General features: G+C 60.5%; 25 protein-coding genes and 1 riboswitch. Of the genes, 7 read left to right on the forward strand and 18 right to left on the reverse strand.

The genetic code is table 11. The features are described from left to right. The first annotated feature begins 9 nt into the window (after positions 1 to 9). On the forward strand, positions 10 to 687 hold the full coding sequence (locus AAZQ98_RS12930) for an amino acid ABC transporter permease (protein WP_105657532.1): 678 nt from the start codon (positions 10 to 12) through the stop codon (positions 685 to 687). Continuing rightward, complete coding sequence (locus AAZQ98_RS12935) at positions 684 to 1,595, forward strand: amino acid ABC transporter permease (protein ID WP_434692800.1); 912 nt, start codon at positions 684 to 686, stop codon at positions 1,593 to 1,595. Before AAZQ98_RS12930 ends, AAZQ98_RS12935 begins: the two co-directional genes overlap by 4 nt. 90 nt (positions 1,596 to 1,685) lie before the next feature. Here the strand turns inward: AAZQ98_RS12935 and dapE are convergent, their stop codons facing one another. After that, a complete protein-coding gene (dapE, locus tag AAZQ98_RS12940) occupies positions 1,686 to 2,762 on the reverse strand; it encodes a succinyl-diaminopimelate desuccinylase (RefSeq protein WP_105657534.1) in 1,077 nt (358 codons plus the stop codon). A gap of 82 nt (positions 2,763 to 2,844) precedes the next feature. On the opposite strand from dapE, the gene dapD reads away from it, so the two are divergent. After that, on the forward strand, positions 2,845 to 3,798 hold the full coding sequence (dapD, locus tag AAZQ98_RS12945; protein ID WP_105657535.1) for a 2,3,4,5-tetrahydropyridine-2,6-dicarboxylate N-succinyltransferase: 954 nt from the start codon (positions 2,845 to 2,847) through the stop codon (positions 3,796 to 3,798). A gap of 62 nt (positions 3,799 to 3,860) precedes the next feature. Here the strand turns inward: dapD and AAZQ98_RS12950 are convergent, their stop codons facing one another. The 4 genes from AAZQ98_RS12950 to fdxA form a co-directional block, all read right to left on the reverse strand. Further along, positions 3,861 to 4,409 (reverse strand): hypothetical protein, encoded by a 549-nt coding sequence (locus AAZQ98_RS12950; protein WP_133833694.1) that lies wholly within the window; start codon positions 4,407 to 4,409, stop codon positions 3,861 to 3,863. A 202-nt stretch (positions 4,410 to 4,611) separates the two neighbouring features. After that, entirely contained in the window at positions 4,612 to 5,898 is a 1,287-nt protein-coding gene (locus AAZQ98_RS12955; RefSeq protein ID WP_105657537.1) for a citrate synthase, read from the reverse strand. Between the two features lie 98 nt (positions 5,899 to 5,996). Next, positions 5,997 to 7,112 carry a succinyldiaminopimelate transaminase gene (gene dapC / locus AAZQ98_RS12960; RefSeq protein WP_434692804.1) on the reverse strand — a complete coding sequence of 372 codons (1,116 nt, stop codon included), beginning with the start codon at positions 7,110 to 7,112 and terminating at the stop codon, positions 5,997 to 5,999. Between the two features lie 12 nt (positions 7,113 to 7,124). Further along, positions 7,125 to 7,448: a ferredoxin gene (gene fdxA, locus AAZQ98_RS12965; RefSeq protein WP_013349521.1), complete on the reverse strand. Its 324-nt coding sequence runs from the start codon at positions 7,446 to 7,448 to the stop codon at positions 7,125 to 7,127. A gap of 215 nt (positions 7,449 to 7,663) precedes the next feature. Between fdxA and AAZQ98_RS12970 the strand changes: the two genes are divergently transcribed. After that, a complete protein-coding gene (locus tag AAZQ98_RS12970) occupies positions 7,664 to 7,906 on the forward strand; it encodes a putative acetyltransferase (RefSeq protein ID WP_105661520.1) in 243 nt (80 codons plus the stop codon). Positions 7,907 to 8,031: 125 nt separating this feature from the next. Then, positions 8,032 to 8,541 (forward strand): helix-turn-helix domain-containing protein, encoded by a 510-nt coding sequence (locus AAZQ98_RS12975; protein WP_105657540.1) that lies wholly within the window; start codon positions 8,032 to 8,034, stop codon positions 8,539 to 8,541. 81 nt (positions 8,542 to 8,622) lie between these two features. Here the strand turns inward: AAZQ98_RS12975 and AAZQ98_RS12980 are convergent, their stop codons facing one another. The 7 genes from AAZQ98_RS12980 to thiO form a co-directional block, all read right to left on the reverse strand. Next, positions 8,623 to 9,060: a hypothetical protein gene (locus AAZQ98_RS12980; protein WP_105657541.1), complete on the reverse strand. Its 438-nt coding sequence runs from the start codon at positions 9,058 to 9,060 to the stop codon at positions 8,623 to 8,625. Then, entirely contained in the window at positions 9,041 to 10,948 is a 1,908-nt protein-coding gene (gene typA, locus AAZQ98_RS12985) for a translational GTPase TypA (RefSeq protein ID WP_105657542.1), read from the reverse strand. Before typA ends, AAZQ98_RS12980 begins: the two co-directional genes overlap by 20 nt. A 147-nt stretch (positions 10,949 to 11,095) precedes the next feature. Beyond that, on the reverse strand, positions 11,096 to 11,638 hold the full coding sequence (locus tag AAZQ98_RS12990) for a GNAT family N-acetyltransferase (RefSeq protein WP_434692806.1): 543 nt from the start codon (positions 11,636 to 11,638) through the stop codon (positions 11,096 to 11,098). A 67-nt stretch (positions 11,639 to 11,705) separates the two neighbouring features. Further along, the gene (locus AAZQ98_RS12995) at positions 11,706 to 12,851 is read right to left on the reverse strand and encodes a ThiF family adenylyltransferase (RefSeq protein WP_434692809.1); all 1,146 of its coding nucleotides are present in this window, start codon (positions 12,849 to 12,851) and stop codon (positions 11,706 to 11,708) included. Then, positions 12,848 to 13,669, reverse strand: coding sequence for a thiazole synthase (locus AAZQ98_RS13000; RefSeq protein ID WP_332727127.1), 822 nt, complete (start codon positions 13,667 to 13,669; stop codon positions 12,848 to 12,850). Before AAZQ98_RS13000 ends, AAZQ98_RS12995 begins: the two co-directional genes overlap by 4 nt. Positions 13,670 to 13,671: 2 nt before the next feature. Beyond that, entirely contained in the window at positions 13,672 to 13,917 is a 246-nt protein-coding gene (gene thiS / locus AAZQ98_RS13005; protein WP_434692812.1) for a sulfur carrier protein ThiS, read from the reverse strand. A gap of 26 nt (positions 13,918 to 13,943) precedes the next feature. After that, entirely contained in the window at positions 13,944 to 15,041 is a 1,098-nt protein-coding gene (gene thiO / locus AAZQ98_RS13010) for a glycine oxidase ThiO (protein WP_434692815.1), read from the reverse strand. Then, positions 15,039 to 15,143, reverse strand: a riboswitch (TPP riboswitch). It overlaps the preceding gene by 3 nt. A 10-nt stretch (positions 15,144 to 15,153) precedes the next feature. Between thiO and AAZQ98_RS13015 the strand changes: the two genes are divergently transcribed. Next, positions 15,154 to 16,182 carry a GNAT family N-acetyltransferase gene (locus tag AAZQ98_RS13015; RefSeq protein ID WP_434692817.1) on the forward strand — a complete coding sequence of 343 codons (1,029 nt, stop codon included), beginning with the start codon at positions 15,154 to 15,156 and terminating at the stop codon, positions 16,180 to 16,182. 83 nt (positions 16,183 to 16,265) lie between these two features. On the opposite strand, the gene AAZQ98_RS13020 is transcribed toward AAZQ98_RS13015, so the two are convergent. The 6 genes from AAZQ98_RS13020 to AAZQ98_RS13045 all read right to left on the reverse strand — a co-directional run bounded on the left by AAZQ98_RS13020 (position 16,266) and on the right by AAZQ98_RS13045 (position 21,051). After that, positions 16,266 to 17,486, reverse strand: coding sequence for a mechanosensitive ion channel (locus AAZQ98_RS13020; RefSeq protein ID WP_434692819.1), 1,221 nt, complete (start codon positions 17,484 to 17,486; stop codon positions 16,266 to 16,268). A 294-nt stretch (positions 17,487 to 17,780) separates the two neighbouring features. Beyond that, positions 17,781 to 18,212 carry an OsmC family protein gene (locus AAZQ98_RS13025; protein WP_105661525.1) on the reverse strand — a complete coding sequence of 144 codons (432 nt, stop codon included), beginning with the start codon at positions 18,210 to 18,212 and terminating at the stop codon, positions 17,781 to 17,783. A gap of 31 nt (positions 18,213 to 18,243) precedes the next feature. Beyond that, entirely contained in the window at positions 18,244 to 18,678 is a 435-nt protein-coding gene (locus AAZQ98_RS13030) for a GNAT family N-acetyltransferase (RefSeq protein ID WP_434692821.1), read from the reverse strand. 121 nt (positions 18,679 to 18,799) lie between these two features. Next, positions 18,800 to 19,594, reverse strand: coding sequence for an alpha/beta fold hydrolase (locus AAZQ98_RS13035; protein WP_434692823.1), 795 nt, complete (start codon positions 19,592 to 19,594; stop codon positions 18,800 to 18,802). Further along, positions 19,585 to 20,304, reverse strand: coding sequence for a lysoplasmalogenase (locus AAZQ98_RS13040; protein ID WP_434692824.1), 720 nt, complete (start codon positions 20,302 to 20,304; stop codon positions 19,585 to 19,587). The genes AAZQ98_RS13035 and AAZQ98_RS13040 overlap by 10 nt, the downstream gene beginning before the upstream one ends. 60 nt (positions 20,305 to 20,364) lie before the next feature. Beyond that, on the reverse strand, positions 20,365 to 21,051 hold the full coding sequence (locus AAZQ98_RS13045; protein ID WP_434692827.1) for a VOC family protein: 687 nt from the start codon (positions 21,049 to 21,051) through the stop codon (positions 20,365 to 20,367). 275 nt (positions 21,052 to 21,326) lie between these two features. Between AAZQ98_RS13045 and AAZQ98_RS13050 the strand changes: the two genes are divergently transcribed. Beyond that, entirely contained in the window at positions 21,327 to 23,438 is a 2,112-nt protein-coding gene (locus AAZQ98_RS13050; protein ID WP_434692830.1) for an FAD-dependent oxidoreductase, read from the forward strand. Positions 23,439 to 23,491: the final 53 nt, after the last annotated feature.

A 23,491-nucleotide genomic window follows, 5' to 3' on the forward strand; every position in this document is an offset into this window, starting at 1 on the left:
AGGCTTGCAGTGGAGAATTACTTATCCATATTCACTGAGTACGACATTCCCGGAGCTTTCTGGGTCAATATCCAACTAACTTTCTGGGCTGCCATTGGCGCCCTCGTGCTGGGCACCATCTTGGCCTTGCTGCGCATCTCCCCCGTGGGGAGCTTCCAGGCCCTGGGCACCAGCTACGTCAACCTGATTCGCAATACCCCGCTGACCATCATCATCCTGTTCTGCGTGCTGGCCCTCTACGGCCAGCTCGGATTCGTGCTCAGCAGCGATTTCCAGGGAAACTTCTTCCGCCTCGCCGTCCTTGGCCTTGCGGTTTACCACGCGGCGTTCGTGTGCGAAGCGATCCGCTCTGGCGTGAACACGGTTCCCCTGGGACAGGCAGAAGCTGCTCGCGCCATCGGCCTGAGCTTCTTGCCCGCAGCGCGCTTGGTGATTCTGCCGCAGGCCTTCCGCGGCGCGATTGTCCCCTTGGGCAACACCTTGATCGCCTTGATCAAGAACTCCACCGTCGCAGCGGTCGGTTCGGTTGCCACGGAATCCTCCTCGGTCATGAAGACCATGATTGAGTTCCGCGCAGATATCGTGATCCCGATCTTCTTGACCTTCGCGGTGGGCTTCGTGATCATCGTCATTCCGGTGGGCCTGCTGACTACTTGGGCTTCTAAGAAACTGGCGGTGGCACGATGAGCGCGTCGATTCTTTTTGATACTCCCGGGCCAAAGGCCCGCCGCCGCATCTTGGCGGTAAACATAGTCGGCGCCTTGATTGCCTTGGGCATCGTGGCGTGGATCGTCCTCGGCCTGGCCGCCAAGGACCAGATGCAGCCTTCGCAATGGGATGACTTCATCGAAGGCAGCACCTGGAAGAACTACCTGCTTCCGGGCTTGTGGAAAACCACCAAGGCAGCAGTCCTGGGCATCATCGGCTCGGTGATCTTCGGCCTGATCTTCGGTGTCGGCCGCTTGGCGCAGAATAAGCTGATCAACGGAATCTCCACCGTGATCGTCGAATTCTTCCGCGCGGTACCAGTGCTGCTGATGATCGTGTTCTTCAACGTCTTCTTCTCCCGTTCCCTGCAGCTGTCAGGTGATACGGCGATGTGGGCCGTGGTCGCGGCGCTGATCTTCTACAACGGCTCGGTCGTAGCGGAGCTGGTCCGTTCCGGCGTGCACAATCTGCCCAAGGGACAGCGCGAGGCAGGCATAGCGATCGGCCTGACCCGTGGCATGTCGCTGCGCCACATCGAGATCCCGCAGGCGCTGGTCGCCATGCTGCCGGCGTTGATCGGCCAGTTCGTTGTGATCTTGAAGGACTCGGCTTTGGGCTACATCATCAGCTTCAACGAGTTGCTGTTCTTCGCCCGCACCTACTCCTCGCCTAACGGCAACGTCCTGCAGGCGCTGATTGTGGCGGCAGCCATCTTCATCATCATCAACTTCACCTTGAGCAAGATTGCCGTGATTGTCTCGCGCCGGCTGAGCAGCCGGGTGAAGAAGGAGAAGAATGCCCCGGCCGGCCCGGCCGCAGCCATAGTCGGCGCCCCAGCCGGCCTCGACGTGCCAGCGCCACAGGATCCTTCCGATCCCAAGGCCTAGCAGCTGAAACAAAAAAATCTCCGTACCGCATGATTCACGCGGTACGGAGATTTTTTGTCTCTTCAAAGGCTGATCATCCCAGCCTCTGCGCTAGCCCAACCAAGTGCGCAGGGTCTGCAGGCAATCGCGGATGGCCTGCTGCGGCACATGCTCATCATCGCTGTGCGCCAGCAACGCATCGCCCGGGCCGAAGTTCACGGCAGAGATGCCCAGAGCAGAGAAGCGGGAAACATCGGTCCATCCGTATTTCGGCTTCGGTTCCTGGCCCAGTACCTTGATCAGGTCTGCGGCGATCTCCTGGTCCAAACCGGGTTTGGCGCCATCAGCGCCATCGGTGCGTTCAATGTCGAAGCCGTCGAAAAGCTCAAGGACCACGGCTTCAGCTTGGGCCAGTGTCTTGTCCGGAGCGAAGCGGTAGTTCACTTCCACCTCGCAGTAATCGGGAATCACGTTGCCGGCAATGCCGCCAGCGACACGGACCGCGTTCATGCCTTCACGGTAGTCCAAGCCTTCAACAGTGATGGTCCGGGGCTGGTAGGCAGCCAACCGCTGCAGGATCTCCCCCGCATCGTGGATCGCGTTATGCCCCATCCATGCACGTCCCGAGTGGGCTGCCTTGCCGCGGGTGCGGATGACGAAGCGGCTGGTTCCGTTGCAGCCGCCTTCGACGGTGCCGTCGGTCGGTTCCAGCAGGATCGCGAAGTCGGCCTCCAGGAGTTCCGGGCTGTTCTTGGCCAGGCGGCCCAGACCGGATTTGGCTGCTTCTACTTCCTCGTGGTCGTAGAAGACGTAGGTGATATCGTATTTGGCCTCGGTCAGTTCTGCAGCCAGCGCAAGCTGCACGGCGACCCCGCCTTTCATGTCCGTGGCACCACGGCCATAGAGCACCCCGTCGATGACTTCTGCGGGCACGGTGCCCTTGGCGCCCTCGGTGCGCGGCAAAGGCACGGTATCGAGGTGCCCGGCCAGCACGACGCGGCGTTCGCGGCCGAAGTTGGTGCGCGCTACGATGGCGTCCTGGTCCCGGTGCACCTCAAGGTGCGCCAGCTTCCGCAGCGCCTGGTGCACCTTGTCGGCCAGCTCTTGCTCGTTGCCGGAAACGGATTCAATGTTCATGATCTGCTCGGTAAGCAGGGCAACGTCTTGCTGCAGGTCCAATTCGTTCACGGCTGGCTACGTCCTGAGTCTCTAGCTTCACTTTTTTGTCATTTATCAACGTTACTCCGGGCAACAAAGATACGATCAGTGTATGACTTCAGAATCTGTGACATCCAGCGAATCATCTGTCCGTTTAGCCTCAGCCCATGGCCTGGCAACGGTCGCATCCGATGGAACGATCCTTGATGTTTGGTACCCGGCTCCAGTCTTGGGCGAACTCGCCAAGGCTGAAGGGCTCTCCGGTGAACTCGCTGCCGCCGCGCAGGACGATGCAGCCCGCGGCACCACCCAGAAGGTCGTTTCACTGACCATTAATCTTGATGTAGCACCAGCTGACACCGCCGATGTGTGGCTGCGCCTGCACCTGCTCTCGCATCGTCTGGTCCAACCGAACAGCATCAACCTCGACGGCATCTTCGGCCACCTCGCCAATGTCGTGTGGACCAACTTCGGGCCTTGCCAGGTAGAGGGCTTCGAGGTGACGCGCTTGAAGCTGCGCGCCCGTGGAGCGGTCACCGTGTACGGCGTGGACAAGTTCCCGCGCATGGTCGACTACGTGGTCCCAGCCGGCGTGCGCATTGCCGACGCTGGCCGCGTGCGCCTCGGCGCCCACCTGGCCGAAGGCACCACCGTCATGCATGAAGGATTCGTCAATTTCAACGCCGGCACCTTGGGCACTTCGATGGTGGAAGGCCGCGTGTCCGCTTCGGTCGTTGTCGGCGATGGTTCGGATGTCGGCGGCGGCGCCTCGATCATGGGCACCCTCTCCGGTGGCGGCAAGGAGCGCATTGTCATTGGCGAACGCGTACTGCTGGGCGCCAACGCCGGTGTAGGCATTTCCATCGGTGACGACTCGGTAGTGGAAGCTGGCCTGTACGTGACCGCCGGCACCCGAGTGGTTCTGGGCGAGAAGCAGGTCAAGGCGCTGGAGCTTTCCGGCGTGCCGAACCTGCTCTTCCGCCGCAATTCCATCACCGGCGCCGTTGAGGCGTTGCCGCGCGCCGGCCAGACCGTAGAGCTGAACAGCGCACTGCACGCCAACTAGTTCTTGCCCTGCAATCCAACTGGCAGATCACGGAAGTGATCTGCCAGTTTTTTATTGCTCGGCTATCCGCCGGGGAAGATGATGGTCACCATCGGCTGGATGAAGCCGTGGAAGGCCTTGGAGTCGCGTAGCAGCGACGTACTGGCCACGATGGTAGCCGTGCCGGTCAGCCATGCCCTGGGCTCGTCCAGGGGCACGTCAATGAGCTGGATTTCCTGGCGGGTGGATTGCATGCCGTGCTCCACCCCGTGGTCGATGAGGATTCTTTCCAGCTCATCCATGCGGTGCGGCACGTACTTGCCACTGTTTTCTGCGAAGTCCTGGGCATGCTGCTGGGCAAAAACCGTGGCCTGGCCGTAGTGCGCGCGGGCCAGCCGGGCCAGTGCCGGGTAGCCGTCGTCTTGAAGCCGTTCAATCAGTGCATCGCTGGCCGCCGGCTCCTTGGCCGGCGCTATTGCGGTCAGCGAATCCCACCAGGAGCTCCATTCCTGCTTGAGCTGTCCATGCGAGTCATCGATCTTGTTGCGGTTCTTGATATTGGAAGCCAGCCGGCTATTGGGTCCGGCCTCCGCGGGGTGGACGCCTGACAGTTCGCGCAGGTACAACGCCATCAGCATATTCTGATTGGTATTTATGGCTAGCGACCAATTATTTCCACGACGTTGGTACATGCATACCACCTGACTCTTCGGCACACTTGTCGTTCCCTCTGCCTCATAGGATACTCCCGAAGTACCGCTTAAAACAGGGAAGGACCTGTCGCCCCACTTGCGTGGGAAGACAGGTCCTTCCGCCGGGATCCGGAAACTCGCCCTAGGCCTGGTAGCCGGGATAGTCGCGAGCGGTTTCACCCATGTACAGCTGGCGTGGGCGGCCGATCTTCAGCTCAGGGTCCTTGATCATTTCGCGCCACTGTGCGATCCAGCCTGGCAGACGGCCGATGGCGAACAGCACGGTGAACATCTTCTCCGGGAAGCCCATGGCGGTGTAGATCAAGCCGGTGTAGAAGTCCACGTTCGGGTAGAGCTTGCGCGAGATGAAGTACTCATCGTTCAGCGCAGTCTCTTCCAGCTTCATCGCGATCTCAAGCAGCTCGTTCTTGCCCTGCTTTGCCAGCAGGTCGTGAGCGGTCTTCTTGATGATCTTGGCGCGTGGATCGTAGTTCTTGTACACACGGTGGCCGAAGCCCATCAGGCGTACGCCGTCTTCCTTGTTCTTGACCTTCTGCATGAAGTCTTCTGGGGAGATGCCGGAGGACTGGATCTCGCGCAGCATCTTCAGCACGGCTTCGTTGGCGCCGCCGTGGGCTGGGCCCGACAGTGCATGGATACCTGCAGAAACCGAAGCGAACATGTTGGCTTCGGAGGAACCGACCAGGCGCACGGTGGAGGTGGAGCAGTTCTGCTCGTGGTCAGCGTGCAGGATCAGCAGCAAGTCGAGGGCCTTGACCACATCCGGATCCGCAAGGTAAGGCTCGGCAGCGGTGCCGAAGCACAGGCGCAGGAAGTTCTCGACCATGTTCATCGAGTTGTCCGGGTACAGCAATGCCTGGCCGATGGACTTCTTGTGCGCGTACGCAGCCAATACCGGCAGCTTTGCCAGCAGGCGCAGGGTCGAACGCTCAACCTGTGCGTCATCCTTCGGATCCAGCGAATCCTGGTACCAGGTCGACAGGGCCGAAACAGCCGAGGACAATACCGGCATCGGGTGCGCGTCGCGCGGGAAGCCGCCGAAGAAGCCCTTGAGCTCTTCGTGCAGCAGGGTGTGGCGGCGCAGCGAATTGTCGAACTCGGCCAGCTGGTCAGCAGTCGGCAGTTCGCCGTAGATCAGCAGGTAGGTTACCTCGATGAAGCTGGACTTCTCGGCCAGCTGCTCGATTGGGTAACCGCGGTAGCGCAGGATGCCCGCGTCGCCGTCGATGTAGGTAATCGCGGACTTGGTAGCCGCGGTGTTCATGAAGCCGGGATCGTAGGTCACGTTCCCGGTAGTCTTCAAAAGTGGGGCTACGCCAAATCCGTCATTGCCCTCTGCTGCCTGAATTACTGGCAGCTCGAGGTTGGATTCTCCAAAGTGTAGCTGTGCAGATGTGGTATCTGTCATTGCATCTCCTAACCGGAAAGCGTGTAGTTCCGAAAGGTCAGTCGTCACCGTAGAACATACCGCGATTTGACCCATTCAAGCTAATTAGGGTGTCATCTTCACCGGTTGGCGGAAGAATTCAACCGTTCAACGGCAGCAGCGATCCGCTCATCGGAGGCGGTCAAGGCCACGCGTACATGGCGTTCCCCCGCGGTGCCGTAGAAGACGCCAGGACCGGCAACGATGCCCAGTTCCGCCAGCGCCCCGATGGTTTCGAAGCTTGGCCGCCCATCGGTGCACCACAGGTACAGTCCTGCCACCGAATCATCGATGGCCAAGCCGAAGTTCTCCAGCGCTGGCCGCAGCATGGCCCGGCGTGCCCGGTACAGCTCGCGCTGCGCCGCAACATGCGCGTCGTCATTCAATGCCACCACCATGGCGTGCTGGATTGGACCGGGCACGATCATGCCCGCATGCTTTCGGCTGTTGACCAGAGTTGGCATCAGGTTCGGGGCGCCGGCAACGAAAGCGGCGCGGTATCCGGCGAGGTTCGACTGCTTGGACAGCGAGTACAGGGCGAACAGGTCATCGAGGTTTCCTCCGTTGACCGCCGGGTCCAGGATGCTTGGCACCTGGCCCTCGTATTCATCCCATCCCAGTTCGGCGTAGCACTCATCAGAGGCCACGACGGCACCCATTTCACGGGCCTGGGCCACGATGCTTGCCAGCTCGGCGGTAGCACGGACCTTGCCGGTCGGGTTGCCTGGCGAGTTGACCCAGATGAGCTTCACGCGTTCACGCTGCTCAGCAGTCAAATCCGAAAGGTCGTCGGTGGCGATGGGGGTCGCGCCGACCAGCTGGGTGCCGATGTCATAGGTGGGGTAGGCGATCTCTGGACGGACCACGATGTCGCCGGCACCCAGGCCCAGGAACAGCGGCAGCCATGCCACCATTTCCTTGGAGCCGACCGTTGGCATGACATCATCGGTGCTCAAACCGGTGACATTGCGGCGACGGGCGAACCAGTCGACGATGGCTTGGCGAACTTCAATGGTGCCGTGCGTGGTCGGGTATCCGTGCGAGTTCGCCGCCTCGGCCAGCGCCTGCTGGATCAGCTGCGGCGTGCCATCGATCGGCGTGCCGATCGACAGGTCCACGACTCCCCCCGGATACGTGGATGCTTGCTCGCGGTATGGTGCAAGCTGGTTCCAGGGGTAATCGGGGAGCTCAAGCATAAAAGTGAAAACCTAGCCTTGGTTCTGTGGTGGCAAGGCGCTGATCAGTGGGTGGTCAGTGCCGGTGTTACCAATTTTAGCGGCGCCGCCCGGGGATCCAAGTTCGTCGAAAAAGTCGACGTTTGCCTTGTAATAGTCGGCCCATTCATCCGGCACGTCATCTTCGTAGTAGATGGCTTCAACGGGGCAGACAGGTTCGCAGGCGCCGCAGTCAACGCATTCATCCGGGTGAATGTAGAGCGAGCGCTCACCTTCATAGATACAATCTACCGGGCACTCTTCGACGCACGCCTTGTCTTTAACGTCGACGCACGGCTGAGCGATGATGTAAGTCACGAGGGCCGAGACCTTTCCTTGCACTGGGTGGTTTCAACACGAGCTAGTGGTCTTCCTCAGATGCTCTTTGAATCCTTTACCAGCTCAAACTACAGTCTAGTCCTGATACCCATGCATCGGACCGCCCATTGGCTCGCTGTGACGTAATCGACCATTCACATTTCAGCTTCCCGGGGTCCAGATGAATTCTTCTTACGAAAAGATGACGTTTCCAAATGCTTAATTTCAGTGATGTGACGCCCGGTGAACGGCTTGTTGTCCGCTACCGCTTGGCCGACGGCCGGGCCGGTGAGCATTTTTCCGATGCACTGGGCGAGCTGCAGGAAGTGACGGAGGAATCGGTGAGCATCCAAACCCGGGCTGAACTGGTATGCATCCCCCGCGCGGCGATCACTCACGCCAAGCGGGTACCGCCGGCTCCGGCGCGCCGCAGGCCCCGTGCCCCTCGCGCCGAGTAGCAGCCTGCAAGCCGCGCAATTTTCCTGCTTCCATGGGTTGCTGCCGCGGGCACACCCATACCGCTTGGGACGACATGTGATTTGAAACTGCCAATCACTCAGCGCTTTTCGCGTATGCTGTTTCCATGCCCTCCGATAAACTTGTCCAATCGCGAGCACGAGCCCTCAGCTCCCCGCTGAGGCTTCGCATCTTGCGCTTGTGCCTGCATGAGTCACGAACGAACAAGGAAATTGCGGACATTCTCGATTTGAATCCCGCCACCTCCTTGCATCACGTGCGAACCCTGGTCAGCAACGGTTACCTCGCGGCAGAAGAATCACGCCGAGGCAACCGTGGCGCCAAAGAAGTGCCCTATCGCAGCACCAAGCAGTCCTGGGGCACGCGCATTCCCGACGCGGCCCCCATGCTGGTGGACACCTTCCTGCAGGAAATCGAGGGACTTGACCCCCAGGAGATACAGGTAATCCGCTTGGGCCTGAAGCTCAATGAAGAAAGCCAGAAGGATCTCATGAGCCGGCTGCGCGCTGTGATTGAGGACTACGCGATGCGAGATCCGGATCCAGATGGCGTTGCCACCTCGTTGTTCTTGGCCCACCACCTGGATATCACCGGCAATGCGCGCAAAGACCAGTAGCCTGCTTTTCGCCTAGTTAAACACAGAAGGAGCTCTTCCCGTTGGGAAGAGCTCCTTCTGTTTTCAGTTCTGGCTCTGTTTTCAGTTCTGGCGTTGTTGCTTGCGCAGCACTCGCAAGGAGCACAGCAGGGCAATCACCGATGGAATAACCATTCCATACATCCACAAGGCCGAGGCCAGCGTTGGCCCGGGCAGGTACTTGTAGTACTCCATGCCCAAGATCAGCTGGTCATCGCCCACATAGGAAATCAGGCCAACGGTCACATAGCAACCGATGAACCCCAGCGCACCGGCCCACAGCTTCGATGAAGAAACCGCAGCCCAGTACACCAGAACTCCGAGCAGGAGCCAGGCCAGACCCACACCCCAAACCAGCGGGATGTCGTTTCCGACATAGCTGATGGAGGCGTGGATTGCGGTCCCGAATAATCCTGCTGCCACGGCAGCAACAACACCGCGCCAGAGCGCGGAGAAGTTGCTGCCGAGGGATTTGCGCTTATTAGGAGCGAGCGCGTGCACGGGTAGCCTTGGCACGGTCGTTGGCGTTCAGCAGAACCTTGCGGATGCGGATGGCTTCCGGGGTAACCTCAACGCACTCGTCTTCGCGAGCGAATTCGAGCGACTCTTCCAGAGTCAAATTACGTGGTGGGGTCAGGTTCTCGAACGAGTCCGAGGAAGCAGCACGCATGTTGGTGAGCTTCTTTTCCTTGGTGATGTTCACGTCCATGTCGTCGGCGCGGGAGTTCTCGCCGACGATCATGCCCTCGTAAACCTCTTCGGTTGGCTTCACGAAGAAGTTCATGCGCTCCTGCAGGTTGATCATCGCGAATGGAGTCACAACGCCTGAACGGTCGGCAACGATCGAACCGTTGATGCGGTATTCGATTGGGCCTGCCCATGGCTCGTAGCCTTCAGCCAGCGAAGCAGCAATGCCGGCGCCGCGGGTTTCGGTCATGAAGCGGGTACGGAAGCCGATCAGGCCACGTGCTGGAACCATGAATTCCATGCGAACCCAGCCGGTGCCGTGGTTGGCCATGTCGGTCATGCGGCCCTTGCGCGATGCCATCAGCTGGGTGATAGCACCCAGGTACTCTTCAGGCACGTCGATGGTCATGCGTTCCATTGGCTCGTGAACCTTGCCGTCAACCATCTTGGTAACAACCTGTGGCTTGCCAACGGTCAGCTCAAAGCCTTCACGGCGCATCTGCTCAACGAGGATGGCCAGTGCCAATTCGCCACGGCCCTGGACTTCCCAAGCATCTGGACGCTCGGTAGGCAGGATGTTCAGCGAAACGTTGCCGATCAGTTCCTTGTCCAGGCGATCCTTGACCTGTCGTGCGGTGACCTTGGCACCCTTGACCTTGCCAGCCAGTGGCGAGGTGTTGATACCGATGGTCATCGAGATCGCAGGTGGATCAACGGTGATCAGTGGCAGCGGCTTAGGGTTCTCAAGGTCGGTGAGGGTCTCGCCGATCATGATGTCTTCGATACCGGCAACTGCAACGATCTCGCCTGGACCAGCTTCGTCAGCTGGAACGCGGGTCAGGCCCTGGGTGGCCAGCAGTTCGGTGATCTTGACCTGCTTCATGGTGCCATCCTGGCGAGCCCAGTTAACCTGCTGGCCCTTGCGCAAGGTGCCGTTGATCATGCGCAGCAGCGCCAGGCGGCCAAGGAATGGCGAAGCATCAAGGTTGGTGACGTGGGCCTGCAGGACTTCACCTTCGGTGTAGGTCGGTGCAGGAACGTGCTTGATGATGGTCTCGAACAGTGGCTCAAGATCTTCGTTGTCCGGCAGGGTGCCATCGCCAGGCTGGTTCATCGAAGCGTAGCCGGCCTTGCCCGAGGCGAAGACGACAGGAACGTTCAAGATCGCGTCCAGATCCAGATCCGGAGCTTCGTCAGCCAAGTCCGAAGCCAAGCCCAGCAGCAGGTCCATGGAGTCGGAGATGACGCCATCGATGCGGGAGTCGGGACGGTCGGTCTTGTTGACCACGATGATCACTGGCAGGTTGGCGCTCAATGCCTTGCGCAGCACGAAGCGGGTCTGCGGGAGCGGGCCCTCGGATGCGTCAACGAGCAGAACCACGCCGTCAACCATGGACAGGCCACGCTCCACCTCGCCACCGAAGTCGGCGTGGCCTGGGGTGTCAATGACGTTGATGGTCATCTTCTTGCCCTCGGCTGCTGGGCCGTTGTAGAACACGGTGGTGTTCTTAGCAAGAATGGTGATGCCCTTCTCGCGTTCCAGCTCACCTGAGTCCATCACGCGATCTTCGGTTTCACCATGGCTGTCGAATGCGCCAGTCTGCTGGAGCATGGCGTTGACGAGGGTGGTCTTGCCGTGGTCAACGTGCGCAACGATGGCTACATTGCGAAGTTCATCGCGAGTAATGGTGTTTGCTGACATGCGTGAAGGCTCACTTCCGCTCGAAAATTTGGGTCTGTGGAGTCGGGGCCAAAGTCGACCCAACAATCCAGTTTACGCGCTCGAGACTCATAGTCTGTTGATCTGTGTCAGAACATACAGGAATTTCATGTATCAGTCGCAAAGAATTCAGCGGGTTGACCGCGTTGGCATCCAAAATCGCAGCTTGCTAGGCCCAAAGTTGACTTCAATTTCCGGGAGTTCAGCGTCCAGCAAGCCGCCGCATTTTTCTATGGTGGATTTTGAACCGATGTTATCGGAATCACAGGTAACCAGCGCATGTTCAATTCCTGATTCGCGAAGTTCCTGCAACCCGAATTTGCACAGTTCCTGTGCCACACCACGGCGACGATACTCGGGAACTACACCATAGCCGATATGTCCGCCGACCTGAAACAGGCTCTCGTTGATTTCATATCTGACGGAAACCCGACCTACCAGATCCCCTTCGTCAAAGGCGGCGAACAGCGCCGAGCGAACCCAGCCTTCTGGAATGTGCTCGCCTCGGCGCCCGGCCTTCATCCGGTAGATATAGTCCTCCCAGTCCTCGGCTGCAGACCAAGTCGGCAAGAACTCGAAATCTTCGCGAAGCATCAAGTGGTGGGCGTCGATTGCCTGCTGTTCGTCCTGGCTTTCCAATTCACGGATCTCCAGCGTCTTTCCCAACGTCATAGCGCCAGTATGCCAGAGCGCCTCCACCTCCCACCGGTGAATTGCGCGCCAAAGATGCGCCTGAGCCCTAGTAGGCCACGTGCTGGCCCCGCACTTGCCTGGCCCATTCCACGGTTCCGCCGCTAAGGCTGTAGACCGCAATGCCTGCATCCCGACCGGACATGGTGATCCGCGCCGCCTGCTGCGAACGGGCACCGGTTTTGCACACGAATACGACCGCCGAAGCGCTGTGTGCGAGCTTTCCCAGTCCCCGTTCTTTGAGCTGCGCGAGCGGAAGGTGCTGGCTGTGCGGGATCGCTATGATGTCGCGTTCCCAGGATTCGCGCACATCCACCAGCAATACCGGTTCATCCGCTTCCAGCTCCGCTAGCTGCTGAACTGTGAGCTCAGGGACATGCCCGTCGGCAGCGCAGGAAACCGGCTGGTACTCCCCCAGCCCGGTCACCGGCGCACGTTGCGGATCCCTGGCGAAATCGAGGGTCCGCACACTGGCTTCCAGCGCATCATAGAGCCAGAGCTTGCCGCTCAGTGTGGTCCCGATTCCGGTAATGAGCTTCAGGGCTTCGGCGCACATCACCGAACCGATAACGCCGCACAGTGCGCCGAAGACTCCTCCTTCGGCGCAGCTGGGCACGGAGTCCGCGTCGGGGATTTCAGGAAAAAGATCACGCAGCATCGGGCCGGTGCGCGGATCGAAGACGGACACCTGCCCGGAGAACTGGAAGAGGGTTCCCCACACCAGCGGGGTGCCGGTGATTTCCGCGGCATCATTGGACAGGTACCGCGTGGCAAAGTTGTCGCTGCCGTCGATGACCAAGTCGTATTCACTGAAAAGCGCCACGGCGTTGGATTCATCCAGCTTTACATCCACGGTGATGATCTGGACGTTCCGGTTCTGCTCGTGGGCCATCCGCCGCACCGAATCCACTTTCAGGCGCCCTGCATCCTGTTGCCGGTGCATGGTTTGTCGTTGCAGATTGGACAGCTCGACGGTGTCATCGTCGATGACCCCGAGGGTGCCGATTCCCGCAGCGACCAGGTAGCTGGCAATGGGACTGCCCAGGCCCCCGGCTCCGATAACCAGCACCTTGGCGTTGGCGATGCGTCGTTGCCCTTCTTCTCCCACCCCGGGCAGGGACAAGTGCCGGGAGTAGCGCGCCAGCTCTTCCGGTTCCAGCTCCGCGCCGGGTGCTACCAGGGCTTCCCGGCTCACGAGAAGTCACCGACCAGGGTTTGCATCATGCCTTCGGCCGGCGAGGAGGCCAGTGCGGTATCGCGGCGCGGGATCCGGCCAGCGAGCCGCGCGGCGCGCCCGGCACGCACGGCATCCTTCATGGCCCTGGCCATGAGCGGCGCGTTGTGCGCCCGGGTCACCGCGCTGGCCAGCAGCACCGCGTCGCAGCCGAGCTCCATGGCCAGGGCCGCATCCGAGGCGGTGCCCACCCCGGCGTCAAGGATCACCGGTACCTGCGCGCGCGAGACGATGGTGGAAATATTGTGCGGATTCAGGATCCCCAGTCCCGAGCCGATCGGCGCTCCGGCCGGCATGATTGCCGCAACCCCGGCGTCCTGCAGGCGCTGGGCAAGTGCCGGATCATCATTGGTGTAGGCGAAGACCTGGAACCCGTCGGCCACTAGTTGCTCGGTGGCCGCATGCAGTTCCAGCGGGTCCGGCAGCAGCGTGTGCTCATCGGCAATGACTTCGAGCTTGATCCAATTGGTTTCCAGAGCTTCACGGGCCAGGTGCGCGGTGAGGATCGCATCGCGGGCGGTGAAGCATCCAGCGGTGTTGGGCAGCGCAATCACGTTGTTGCGCTGCAGCAGTTCATACACGTTGCCTGCGCCGGCCGCCGAAAAGTGGCGGATGGCCACGGTGGTCAGCTCCGTTCCGGAGGCCTGCAGGGCGCTTTCCAGGGTGGTCAGCGAACTCGCTCCCCCGGTGCCGAGGATCAAGCGCGAGGACAAGGTGCGTCCGGCGATTTGGAATGGGTCGCTGTGGATGTCCAGCTCGGTGATGTTGCGCGTTTCCATGCCTAGCCTCCCTGGGCCGCGGTAACGAGTTCAATGCTGTGCCCGTCGGCCAGCAGGTAGCTATTCCAGGCGCTGCGTGGAACGACAGCGCCATTGACGGCGGCGGCAACTCCGAGCTTGCTGCCGTCAGCGGCCACCGAGTTGGCGTCCAGTTCCTTGCCGATTTGCGTGCTGATGAATTCGCGAAGGGTGGTTCCTTCGTCCAGGTTCAGTTGCCGTGAATTGAAATTGATGCCGATGCTTGTCATGGTTGCTGCTCCGTTCGGTGAGCGGTCTAGGTTGCGTTGGCAAAGCGGTGGGGATCCACAGCCTGGTGCAAGGGGTGGGATTGGCAGCCGTGGGCGAGATCCACAGTGAGCGTTGCGCCCAGCGGAGCCAGCAGCACGCCGTGCCGGGAGTACCCGGTGCAGAGCAGCAGCCCTGGATCAAGGCGTCCCAGCAGCGGCCGGTCATCTGGCGTGGCGGGACGTGCCCGGGCCGTTGCCTCGTTCAGCGTGCAGTCGCTGATGCCGGGGACCAGCTTTCGCGCGTTGTCCAGCAGCAGGTGCATCGCGCCAATGTTCACCGCTTGTTGACGGTCTTCACGGACGCTGGCGCCAAGGACGAGGCTGCTGTCCCTTCTCGGCACCAGATACACCTGTTCCCGGTGCACGATGCCGCGGATGGTGCGGGTGATGAGCGGCGGGCCTGCTGGTCCCTGGATCCGGAGGATGTCCCCGTAGACCGGGCGCAGCGGAAGTTCGTTCAAGCCATCGAGGGTTCCAAGACCGGTGGCCACGATGGTTTGCTCCGCTTCGAGGATTCGGCCTGATGCGGTGCGCACAGCGGTGGTCCGCTTCCCGTCGGTCACCAGTGCCTGCGCCCATTCCTCGACCAGGTGCGGACGCAGATGCTCCAACAGGATCTTGACGATGGATCGAGGGTCGACCTGGTGGTCATCTTGGCACAGGACCGCGCCAGCAATATTGGCGGCCAAGGCTGGTTCGAGCTTGCGGGCTTGGCTGGGCAGCAGCTTCTGCGCTGACAGGCCGAGGGATATCTGCAGTTCGGCCAGCTCGTGCAGGACTTCGCGGTCCGCAGGCTCTGCGGCGACAACGAGCGTGGAGTTCTGCAAGTAGTCCGGGCGTTGCCCGGTGGCCGATTCGATGCGCTCGATGAACTGCGGGTAGGCGGCATTCGAGGCGGCAAGCAGCTGATGCAACGGGCCATTGCCCCAGACCGTTTCAGCTGCCGGGGCCAGCATTCCTGCTGCCGCGTAGCTTGCACCTTGGCCGGGTGCCGGATCGATGAGGGTGACCGTGTGTGCGCGTGATTCCAGCTCGAACGCGACGGCCAGGCCGATTATCCCGGCGCCAACAATGTTGACATGCACAAGGGCACGCTTCCTTCCTACGGCGGCATGACCCGCATCAGGTGTAGCGGTCGGCTCGGTGCCCTCTCAGCCTGGTCGATTCAGGCTCCCGCGGATTACAGCGATTATAAGCATGATGCAGCTCATAAAGTCGAACTTCATTGAACGCAGTTCCGTCATCTTCTGTGATGTACTAGCTGACATGGCATTCCATGACTTCCCTATCGTGCTTCCCCAAGGTTCTGCGCTATCCAGCACCATCATCTCGTTGGAGCAAGAACTCTTGGAATCCAGCCAACGCCATAGCCAGGAGCAATTGCAGCGGCGCTTGCATCCTCGGTTCGCCGAGGTGGGAGCCAGCGGGCGAGTCTATGATCGCGAGGCCATCATTGCCCAGCTGGCCCGGGAGCCGGCACGGGATGCCGGGGCGTTGAAAGTCGAAAGCCCGGTGGCTCTCCAGCTTTCAGACCAGCTGGTGCTGCTGCGCTGGAAGCTGCTCGCCGGTTCCCCCAGCGAACGCAGTTCACTGTGGATCCATGAGCAGGGCCGCTGGCAGCTGCTCTTCCACCAGGGCACGGCCGCCGCTCATCCGCAGCCATCTGCAGGACCGGAGGAAGCCGTGCATGCCGACGGTGAATTCACGGTGCGCCGGCTGCGCCTTTCGGATGCCGAAGCGGTCTTCGAGGCATTCTCCTCGAACCCCGACATGTTGCGCCAAGGCGACGCCGATTCCCCGCAAAAGGCTGAGTCGTATGTGCGCGCACTGCTGGAGGCCGGGGAACGCCAGCAGGCGATGGCCGTCGCATATCGGGATCGGCTGGTGGGCCTGGTGTGCGGTACGGTCGACCCGGCCAATCGGAACGCGTGGGTTTGGTATTGGATGAACCAGAATTACCGGGGCCGGTCGCTGGCCACCCGTGCCGTGGCAACCTTGGTGGATTACCTGTTCGACGAGCTGGGACTGTACCGCTTGGAGCTGGGCTTGCGGGCAAATAATCCCGGGTCGAAGCATGTGGCAGAAAGCAACGGCTTCCTGCACGAAGGCGTCGAGCGGGGCAAATTCCTGGTTGCCGGAGAACGCATCGATGTGCACACCTACGCACGGTTGCGTACCGATGGCGGCTCTGCGGTCATGCCCTTGCCGTGGGGCACGCAGCAGTAGCTTGGCGGGCCTCAAAAAAGTCGCGGAATCCGGTCTTGGATTCCGCGACTTCTTATCTGTCCCTCAGGTTTTGTGATGCGTGGTTAGATGCCTGGGTTCGATGCCGGTGGCGTCGAGTCCGGGCTGTTGGTGGCCTGTTGGGCCTCCATCTTTTTCAGCGTGCGGGCCGCAGCATCACGACCGCCGAGGCCAAAGGCCAGAGCCGCTGCCAATGCTGCGCCAATGACGATTGCGCCGAAGGCCATGTTGATGATCGAATCGGCGATACCCATGTACTTCAGGCCCATCGCCACGAACAGCGCAATTGCCGTGTAGCGGATGATCTTCGAAGCAGTAGTGTCACCCAAGAAGCGGCCAATGACGTTGGCGATGACGAAACCTGCGGCGATAATTGCTGCGCCGAAGAGGATCTTGCCGCCCAAGGCCAGGATCTCATTGAGGATATTGGTGATCGCTGGGAAGTTCAGCATCTGGGCCGCCATCACACCGAAGAACAGCACGATAGCAATCTTGACGATGCCAGCGATGATTCCCGAAGCGCTCTTGCCCTCGGGAACTACGCCCCACTGGGCAACAACGGTGTCGGTACCCACGCCGTGGAGGGTGGATTCAAGTAGCTGGCCGACGAACTTGGCAATCAGGATACCTACGGCCAAGAGCGCCAAGGCCATGATGACCTGCGGGATTGCGGTGAAGACCAGCTGCAGCATCTGCTGGGCAGGTACCGAAATTGCCGCGATGCCCAGAACCTGCAGGGCTGATATTGCGACGACTAGCAGGATCAAGGCGAAGACGATGTTGGCAATGATGTCAACGATCTTCGCTTGGGATTCGCGAGACTGAACTTCATCTACTGGTTCGTTGCCTGGGGTGACCTTGCGGACCAGTCCGCTAAAATCGACAGTTCCCAAACCGGTCCTCAGCAGCTGGCGAACGATATTCGCGATGACGTAGCCAATGAAGAAGATGAAGCCCGCACCGATGAGGTTGGGGATGAAGGCCATGACGCCGCCGAGCAGGCCTTGCACCGGCGATAGCACTTCGGATAGAGCGAAGACCTGCAGGATTGCCACGAGGCCGAAGAGCCAGACAATCAACCCCGCGACCTTGCCCAGGGATTGGCCTATTTGTTCTCCGTCATTGCCCTGCTTTTGCAGGAACTTCACCCTGTTCACCAGTTTGGCGGCAGCCCAACGAACTATGCGTGCAACTAGCCACGTAATGATGAGGATGATTAGCGCGATGCCAACCTTTTGTAGCATCGACGCCCAGTCGATATTGCCTAAAACGTTCTCAGACTGCATTGCTGCTCCTTCAACGTAGGGACAATCCGACCCTACGATGAAGGTTCTCCGCTGACTAGGGCAAAGACCCATGCTCCCAGCTTGAATCATTGGACTTTCACAGCTCGAATTGCGAAAAGCTGACTATATCCCAATGGATTCAACGAATTCCGAACAATAAGGTCCTACCGACAACTGATCCACGCAATATTAGAAAGTTCGCGGTTGCGTCCAAACCCGTGAATTGCCATGGAAGCTATTGCGGATTCAGCCATTGACCTTTATCAATCCGGGAATTGCCGGAAGTCCCGATACCTAGTTGATGACTTCGCTCCGCACGGAAGCACCCAGTTCAACGGTGCGGGAGACGGTGCAGTATTTGTCATGCGAAAGCTTGACGATGCGCTCCACCATGCTGGCTGCCTTGCGGCCTTCCTCGGTATCGGGGAACTTCAAATCGAAACCAAGATGGATGTCCTCCATCCGGCTCGCCGAGTTCTCAGAGACCTTGTAGCCGCCCGCTTTGACTTCGAATTTCTCAGGCTCGCTTCTCCTGGTGGTCGCCACATCAACATCAATTGCGGAACACCCTGCGATGGCAGCAAGCAGCAACTCCACCGGGGTTAGCAACCCTTCGCCCTGGCCGAATTCTAGGCTGGCTCCCGATTCGAGGCTGGTGGCCTTGTACTTGCGTGCCTCGACGCGTTCGATGCTGACTTCACGGATCTCACGGCTATTTTCACTCATGAAACTATCGTGCCACGATCCAGGCTGAAGACTACACGTGGCGCAATACGACTCGTCGCGGCGACGATGCAGATTCCCCGGGCACAGGCACGAATCCGCAATCGCCAAAGAACGCAATGGCAGGCTGGCGCTGGCAATCGAGATGAACGCTGATCCCGGGAATGCTGGCGATGATTTCATCCAGCAGGATTCGACCCACACCCTTCTGGCGATCAGTGTGCCTCACCCAGAGCAGTTCGATGCGTGCACTGCTCCATGCCGCAAAGCCAACAATGCGCCGCCCATGCTGGGCAATCCTGACTGATACCGATTGGCTATAGACAGCCTCCAAGGCGACGGCCACTGCGTCAATATCAGCAGCCGAGAGGAAGTCTCCCCGGCGTTCCACCGAACTGCGCCAAATGTCGAGCAGGTCAGGCACTTCATCCACGCTCGACAGCTCGCGCAGCAGGAGAGTCTCTTCCATGCCATATTCCTTCATGCTCAAGCGAATCCGTACTTCCTGATTCGAAATGTAGCCGGGCGCCAGCGATTCCTCAAGTTTTCATCGATCGTTGCGGCACACCAGCATGCGGTTTTTCCCCGGCTCAAGCCGGCTCGTTCATGCGGCCCGTGCGGTGGGCCCAGTCCCGCAATTCGGCCGCGGCCTGCTCGGGCTGCTCAAGGTGCACGTTATGCCCTGCAGGATCAAGCACGCGGATCCTCATCGAAGGGTACCGTCGCGATAGCCGCTCGGGATCCCGGTATCCGGTGATGTGGTCTTGTCTCCCGCACAGGATGGTTACCGGAATATCCAGCTGGCTTTTACGCTCCACGGGCAGAGGATCCAGGAAGTAGCGCTTGGATAGCTTGGCCATGGAGCGCAAGTTCGCGCAGTCCAGCCCGGGCAGCACCCACTGCGCGAAGCTCTGCCACGCCTGCTGCGATTGCACCACGGCAATATCGGAGAATTGCTGTGCTTGGCGGGGATCAATCCGGGCCAGCAGCCCGGGATCCTCCACGACTACCTGCGCTTCGGGCACAGTGCGCCGCGCGGCATCGGGAAAGACCACTGGGGCCAGGAGGAATAGCCCTTGGGCCTGGCCGGGAAACCTGTCGGCCATCTCCTGGCAGAGCAAGGCGCCAAGGGAGTTGCCCAGCAGTGCGAACGGCCCCTCTCCCGCGGTTTGCCTGATCAGTTCCTCCAACCAGTTTGCAAGTTCTGGCAGTCCCCCGGGGTTCCCTAGCGGTGGACAGGTTCCGAAGCCGGGCAAGTCGACGTAGTGCAAGTCGAAGATCTGCGCGTTGGCCAGCTCTGCTTCCAGCGGCTTGAGAATACGGTGGTCTACCCCGTTGCCATGCACCATGAACAACGGGATCCTGCTCTTTGGGGCTACTTGCATTTCACCGTGCTCTTCTCCTGTGCCTCGCGCTGGCTCGCAGCGTAGCTGATCATCCATTGGCCAGCTACGTAGGTGAGCATAATCCAGAATCCCATTCCGGGGACCTCGATATCCGCAAATGAGCGCAGCGCGATCAAGGAATCGGAGAGGAAGAATATTGCGCCACCGAAGCCTGCGATCGGACCCAGCCCGGTACTGAGGATGGCCATCATCATCAATGCCAAGCCATAGATGATCACCGGGGCGAGCAGCACTCCTGCACCGGGTGAGCAGAGGACCAGCAGCAGGGCAAATGCGGCAAGATAAGGAAGCGGCATCCACCAATGGCGCAGTATCGAGGATTTCCAGTATCTTGCCAGAGCGGCGATGTAGAAGAACTGCGCAACCAGGAATGCGCTAACCATGGCCAGGAATGCAGAATCGCCGTCCATGAACCGGGGCAAGGTGTCGCCGACCCAGGAGAAGAAAAGGGCTATGAGCACCAACCGGATCAGTGTGCCACGCGGCGAGGTGGTGAGGGCGAGAACCATTCCTGCCAACAGCGGCATCAGCAGGATCTGCGTGGCGTCCGCCAGCAGCCCCGAAGGCCAGAACAGTTGTGCCAGCAAGTGGGTGGCAGTTGCGAGCAGGAGCGCCAGAGCCGCGATCCTGCTGCGTGACTGCCCCGGGATCACCGCAACGGTGTGCTCATTGCCTAGGTGTGGTTGCACTTTCTTCCTTGGGTAGTGCCGATAATTGCGCCTGGCGGCCCCGGGGCGTTGCCGGATCCGTCACCGGTTGGAAACCGACGGGGCCAGGACGCAGAACTCATTGCCCGAGCGGTCCTGGAATACCCGCCATGGCAGCGTACCCCACGGAGGGTCCAGTTCCTTGCCGCCCAATGCGCAGATGATTCCCAACGCGTCCTCCATGCTCTCGGCCTGTTCGAGACGCAGGTCCAGATGGATCGCATTCTTCCCCGCAGTCTTGGGTGAAGCCTCCCGGACAAGGACCAGCCGCGGGCCCGCGCCTGATGGATGAGCCAGAACCACTGGAGACCGCGCAACGATGTCCCAGCCCAGCAGCTGCTTCCAGAATTCTGCATCTCCAGCCGGGTCAACGCAGGCCAGTTGCAGGGCTTCAAGCACCAAGCCGCTTGCGTCCTGGTCGTGGGCACGGAGCAGAAATTCGTTGCCTGCGGCATCGAGCCTGGACTCCATGGCATCCGGGTGCCCGTCGCCAAGGCGTTCGCTGAAATGGGTGCCGGATCCGAGGATCAGGTGCACGCGCTGTTGAGCACGGTCCGGGTCCCGGACAGCGGGGAAGCACAAATCCAGGTATCTCGGTCCGGCCAGCTGCAGCCGGGTTTCATAGCCGTCGGCGTTATCGGTCAGCATCTGGCATTTGAGCAGGACCTCCCAGAATTCCCCTTGCTGTTTCGGGCTTTCGGCATCGAAGACGATATTTTCCCAGTACATGCTTCCAGCCTACCGCCGGGGTGATGCCGGTCACTTCGCGCATTCGTTGAACCGGCCAATAATATCCGCATATGGAAATTGATTATCGTTGACTTAGGCAATGGAAACAGGAATTCTTTTCGCAGGATTCTCGCTAGAATTAGTTGCAATGCCAATTTCAAACACCATGGTGGCATGACTGAATTTGAACAAGTCGTTTATTTTAGTCGCATTAATTCCAATTCCAAGATCCTCTTGGCGGAAATTGGGGCATTTTCCGCCGGTATTATGTTGCCATGAGCAACACGGATTTTCCCCACCTGATGTCAGAAGGCCGGATCGGGCCTATGAGCACCGCCAACCGCATTGTCCTTCCCGCGATGGACATGAACGTTTCCGAAGGCGGTGAAATCGAGCAGTCGGAAATCGACCACTATGTCGCGCGTGCCGCCGGCGGAGCCGGACTTGTCATCACCGGCGCATGCGCTATCGCCTTCCCTTACGGAGCGGCCTCGATGAAGGAACCGGGACTGTCAGACGACAAGTACATCCCGGGCATCAAGGCACTGGCCGACGCCATCCACGCTGCAGGCTCCAAGCTGTGCATCCAGTCCACCCACCATGGCAAGGTAGCGCGCGTAGACACCGCCAACGGACGTCCAGTCATGGCGCCGAACAAGCCGGACTACAGCTACTCCATGAGCGCGCTGGCCGACTGCACCCCCGAGGAACTCGCGAAGATGGGTGCTGCCACCAAGGGCAAGCAAGCCAGCTACCACGAGATGGCCCAAGAGGATATCGACTGGCTGATCGCCGCATGGGCCGACGCGGCAGAACGCGTAGCCAAGGGCGGAGCAGACGCCATCGAGATCCACGCGGCGCACGGCTACATCCTTGGCGTCTTCTTGAACCAGCGCGATAATCTGCGCACCGACCAGTACGGAGGCTCGCTGGAGAACCGTGCCCGCCTGGCCTGCCAGGTCATCGCCGCCGTCAAGGAACGCGTGGGAGATTCCTTGGCGATCCTGGTGCGCGTAGCCGGAGAGGAATACGGCCAGGAAGGCGCGTTGAGCCTTGCCGAATCCATCGAGGCGTCCAAGATGTTCGAAGCCGCAGGCGCTGACGGCATCCACGTGACCGGTTGGGGACGCAACCCCTTCGACAACTTCACCGACGGGCCGCTGCCGAACAAGGTCGGGGCCTATCTGGAGAATGCCGCAGAGATCAAGAAGCATGTTTCCATTCCGGTAATCGCCGTGGGCCGCATGCTCCCGGACATTTCCGAGAAGGCGATCGCCCAGAACAAGGTGGACTTCGCTGCCATGGGACGCCAGCTGCTGGCCGACCCGGAGCTTCCCAACAAGCTGCGCGACGGAAAGCTTGACCAGGTGCGCCCATGCATCAATTGCTACCTGTGCGTGGCGGAGAACTTCTTCGATGACACCCCGTTCTGCGCAGTGAACCCGGCACTGGGTAACGAGAAGCTGCTGCCGTTGAAGCCGGCAAGCGCCTCGAAGCATGTGGTTGTCGTTGGCGCGGGCCCTGCGGGCATGGAGAGCGCACGCGTGCTCACCGAGCGCGGGCACCGGGTGACCATCGTCGACAAGGCCGACCGCTTGGGCGGAACCATGTGGTTCTCCACCATGACCACCCCGGATAACGAGCGCCTGCTGCGCTGGTTGAAATCCGAGCTCAAGCGCCTGCGGGTTGCGGTGAAGCTCAATACCCCAGCCACCGTGGAAACCATCCGCGGGCTGAACCCCGACCACGTCATTGTCGCTACCGGCGCCGTGCGCCCGAAGCCGGACATGCCAGGCGGCGACCTGCCCAACGTGCAGACCGGCGACACCCTGCGCGCCATGATGCTGGGTACCGCTACAGCCGAGGAAGCCGGACTGGTGCTGAGCACCATGGGCAAGCTCGGACGGCTCTCGGGCTTGACCAAGTCCCCGGAATTCGTCCGCCAGTTCACCAAGTTCTGGCTGCCGATGGGCAAGGACGTTGTAGTCATCGGCGGCTCGCTGGTGGGACTGGAACTGGCCGAGTTCCTGGCCGAGCGCGGCCGCAACGTCACTCTGGTCCATGAGAGCCAGCAGCTGGGCTTGCCGCTGGCCATGCCGCGCCGCTGGACCGCCGTCAAGGACAATCTCGCGCATGGCGTCAAGATCCACCGCAATGTCTCGGTCACCCGCATCACCGAGAAGACCGTGGAATGGACCGAAGGCGAAGAGCAGTTCAGCGCCCCGGCCGACATGGTCATCTACGCCGATGGCACCACCAGTGCCGCGCCGGTAGCCGATCAGCTGCGCGGTGCCGGATTCAGCGTCGATGTCATCGGCGATGCCAGTGCGGTCAACTACATCCACGGTGCCGTGCATTCGGCGTGGAAGGCCACCGCCGACCTTTAGTCCGATGCAACTTGCACGCCCATAGGCAGCGGGCCAGCAGCGTCCGCCGGATG

Source organism: Glutamicibacter sp. Je.9.36, assembly GCF_051129975.1.
Lineage (GTDB): Bacteria > Actinomycetota > Actinomycetes > Actinomycetales > Micrococcaceae > Glutamicibacter.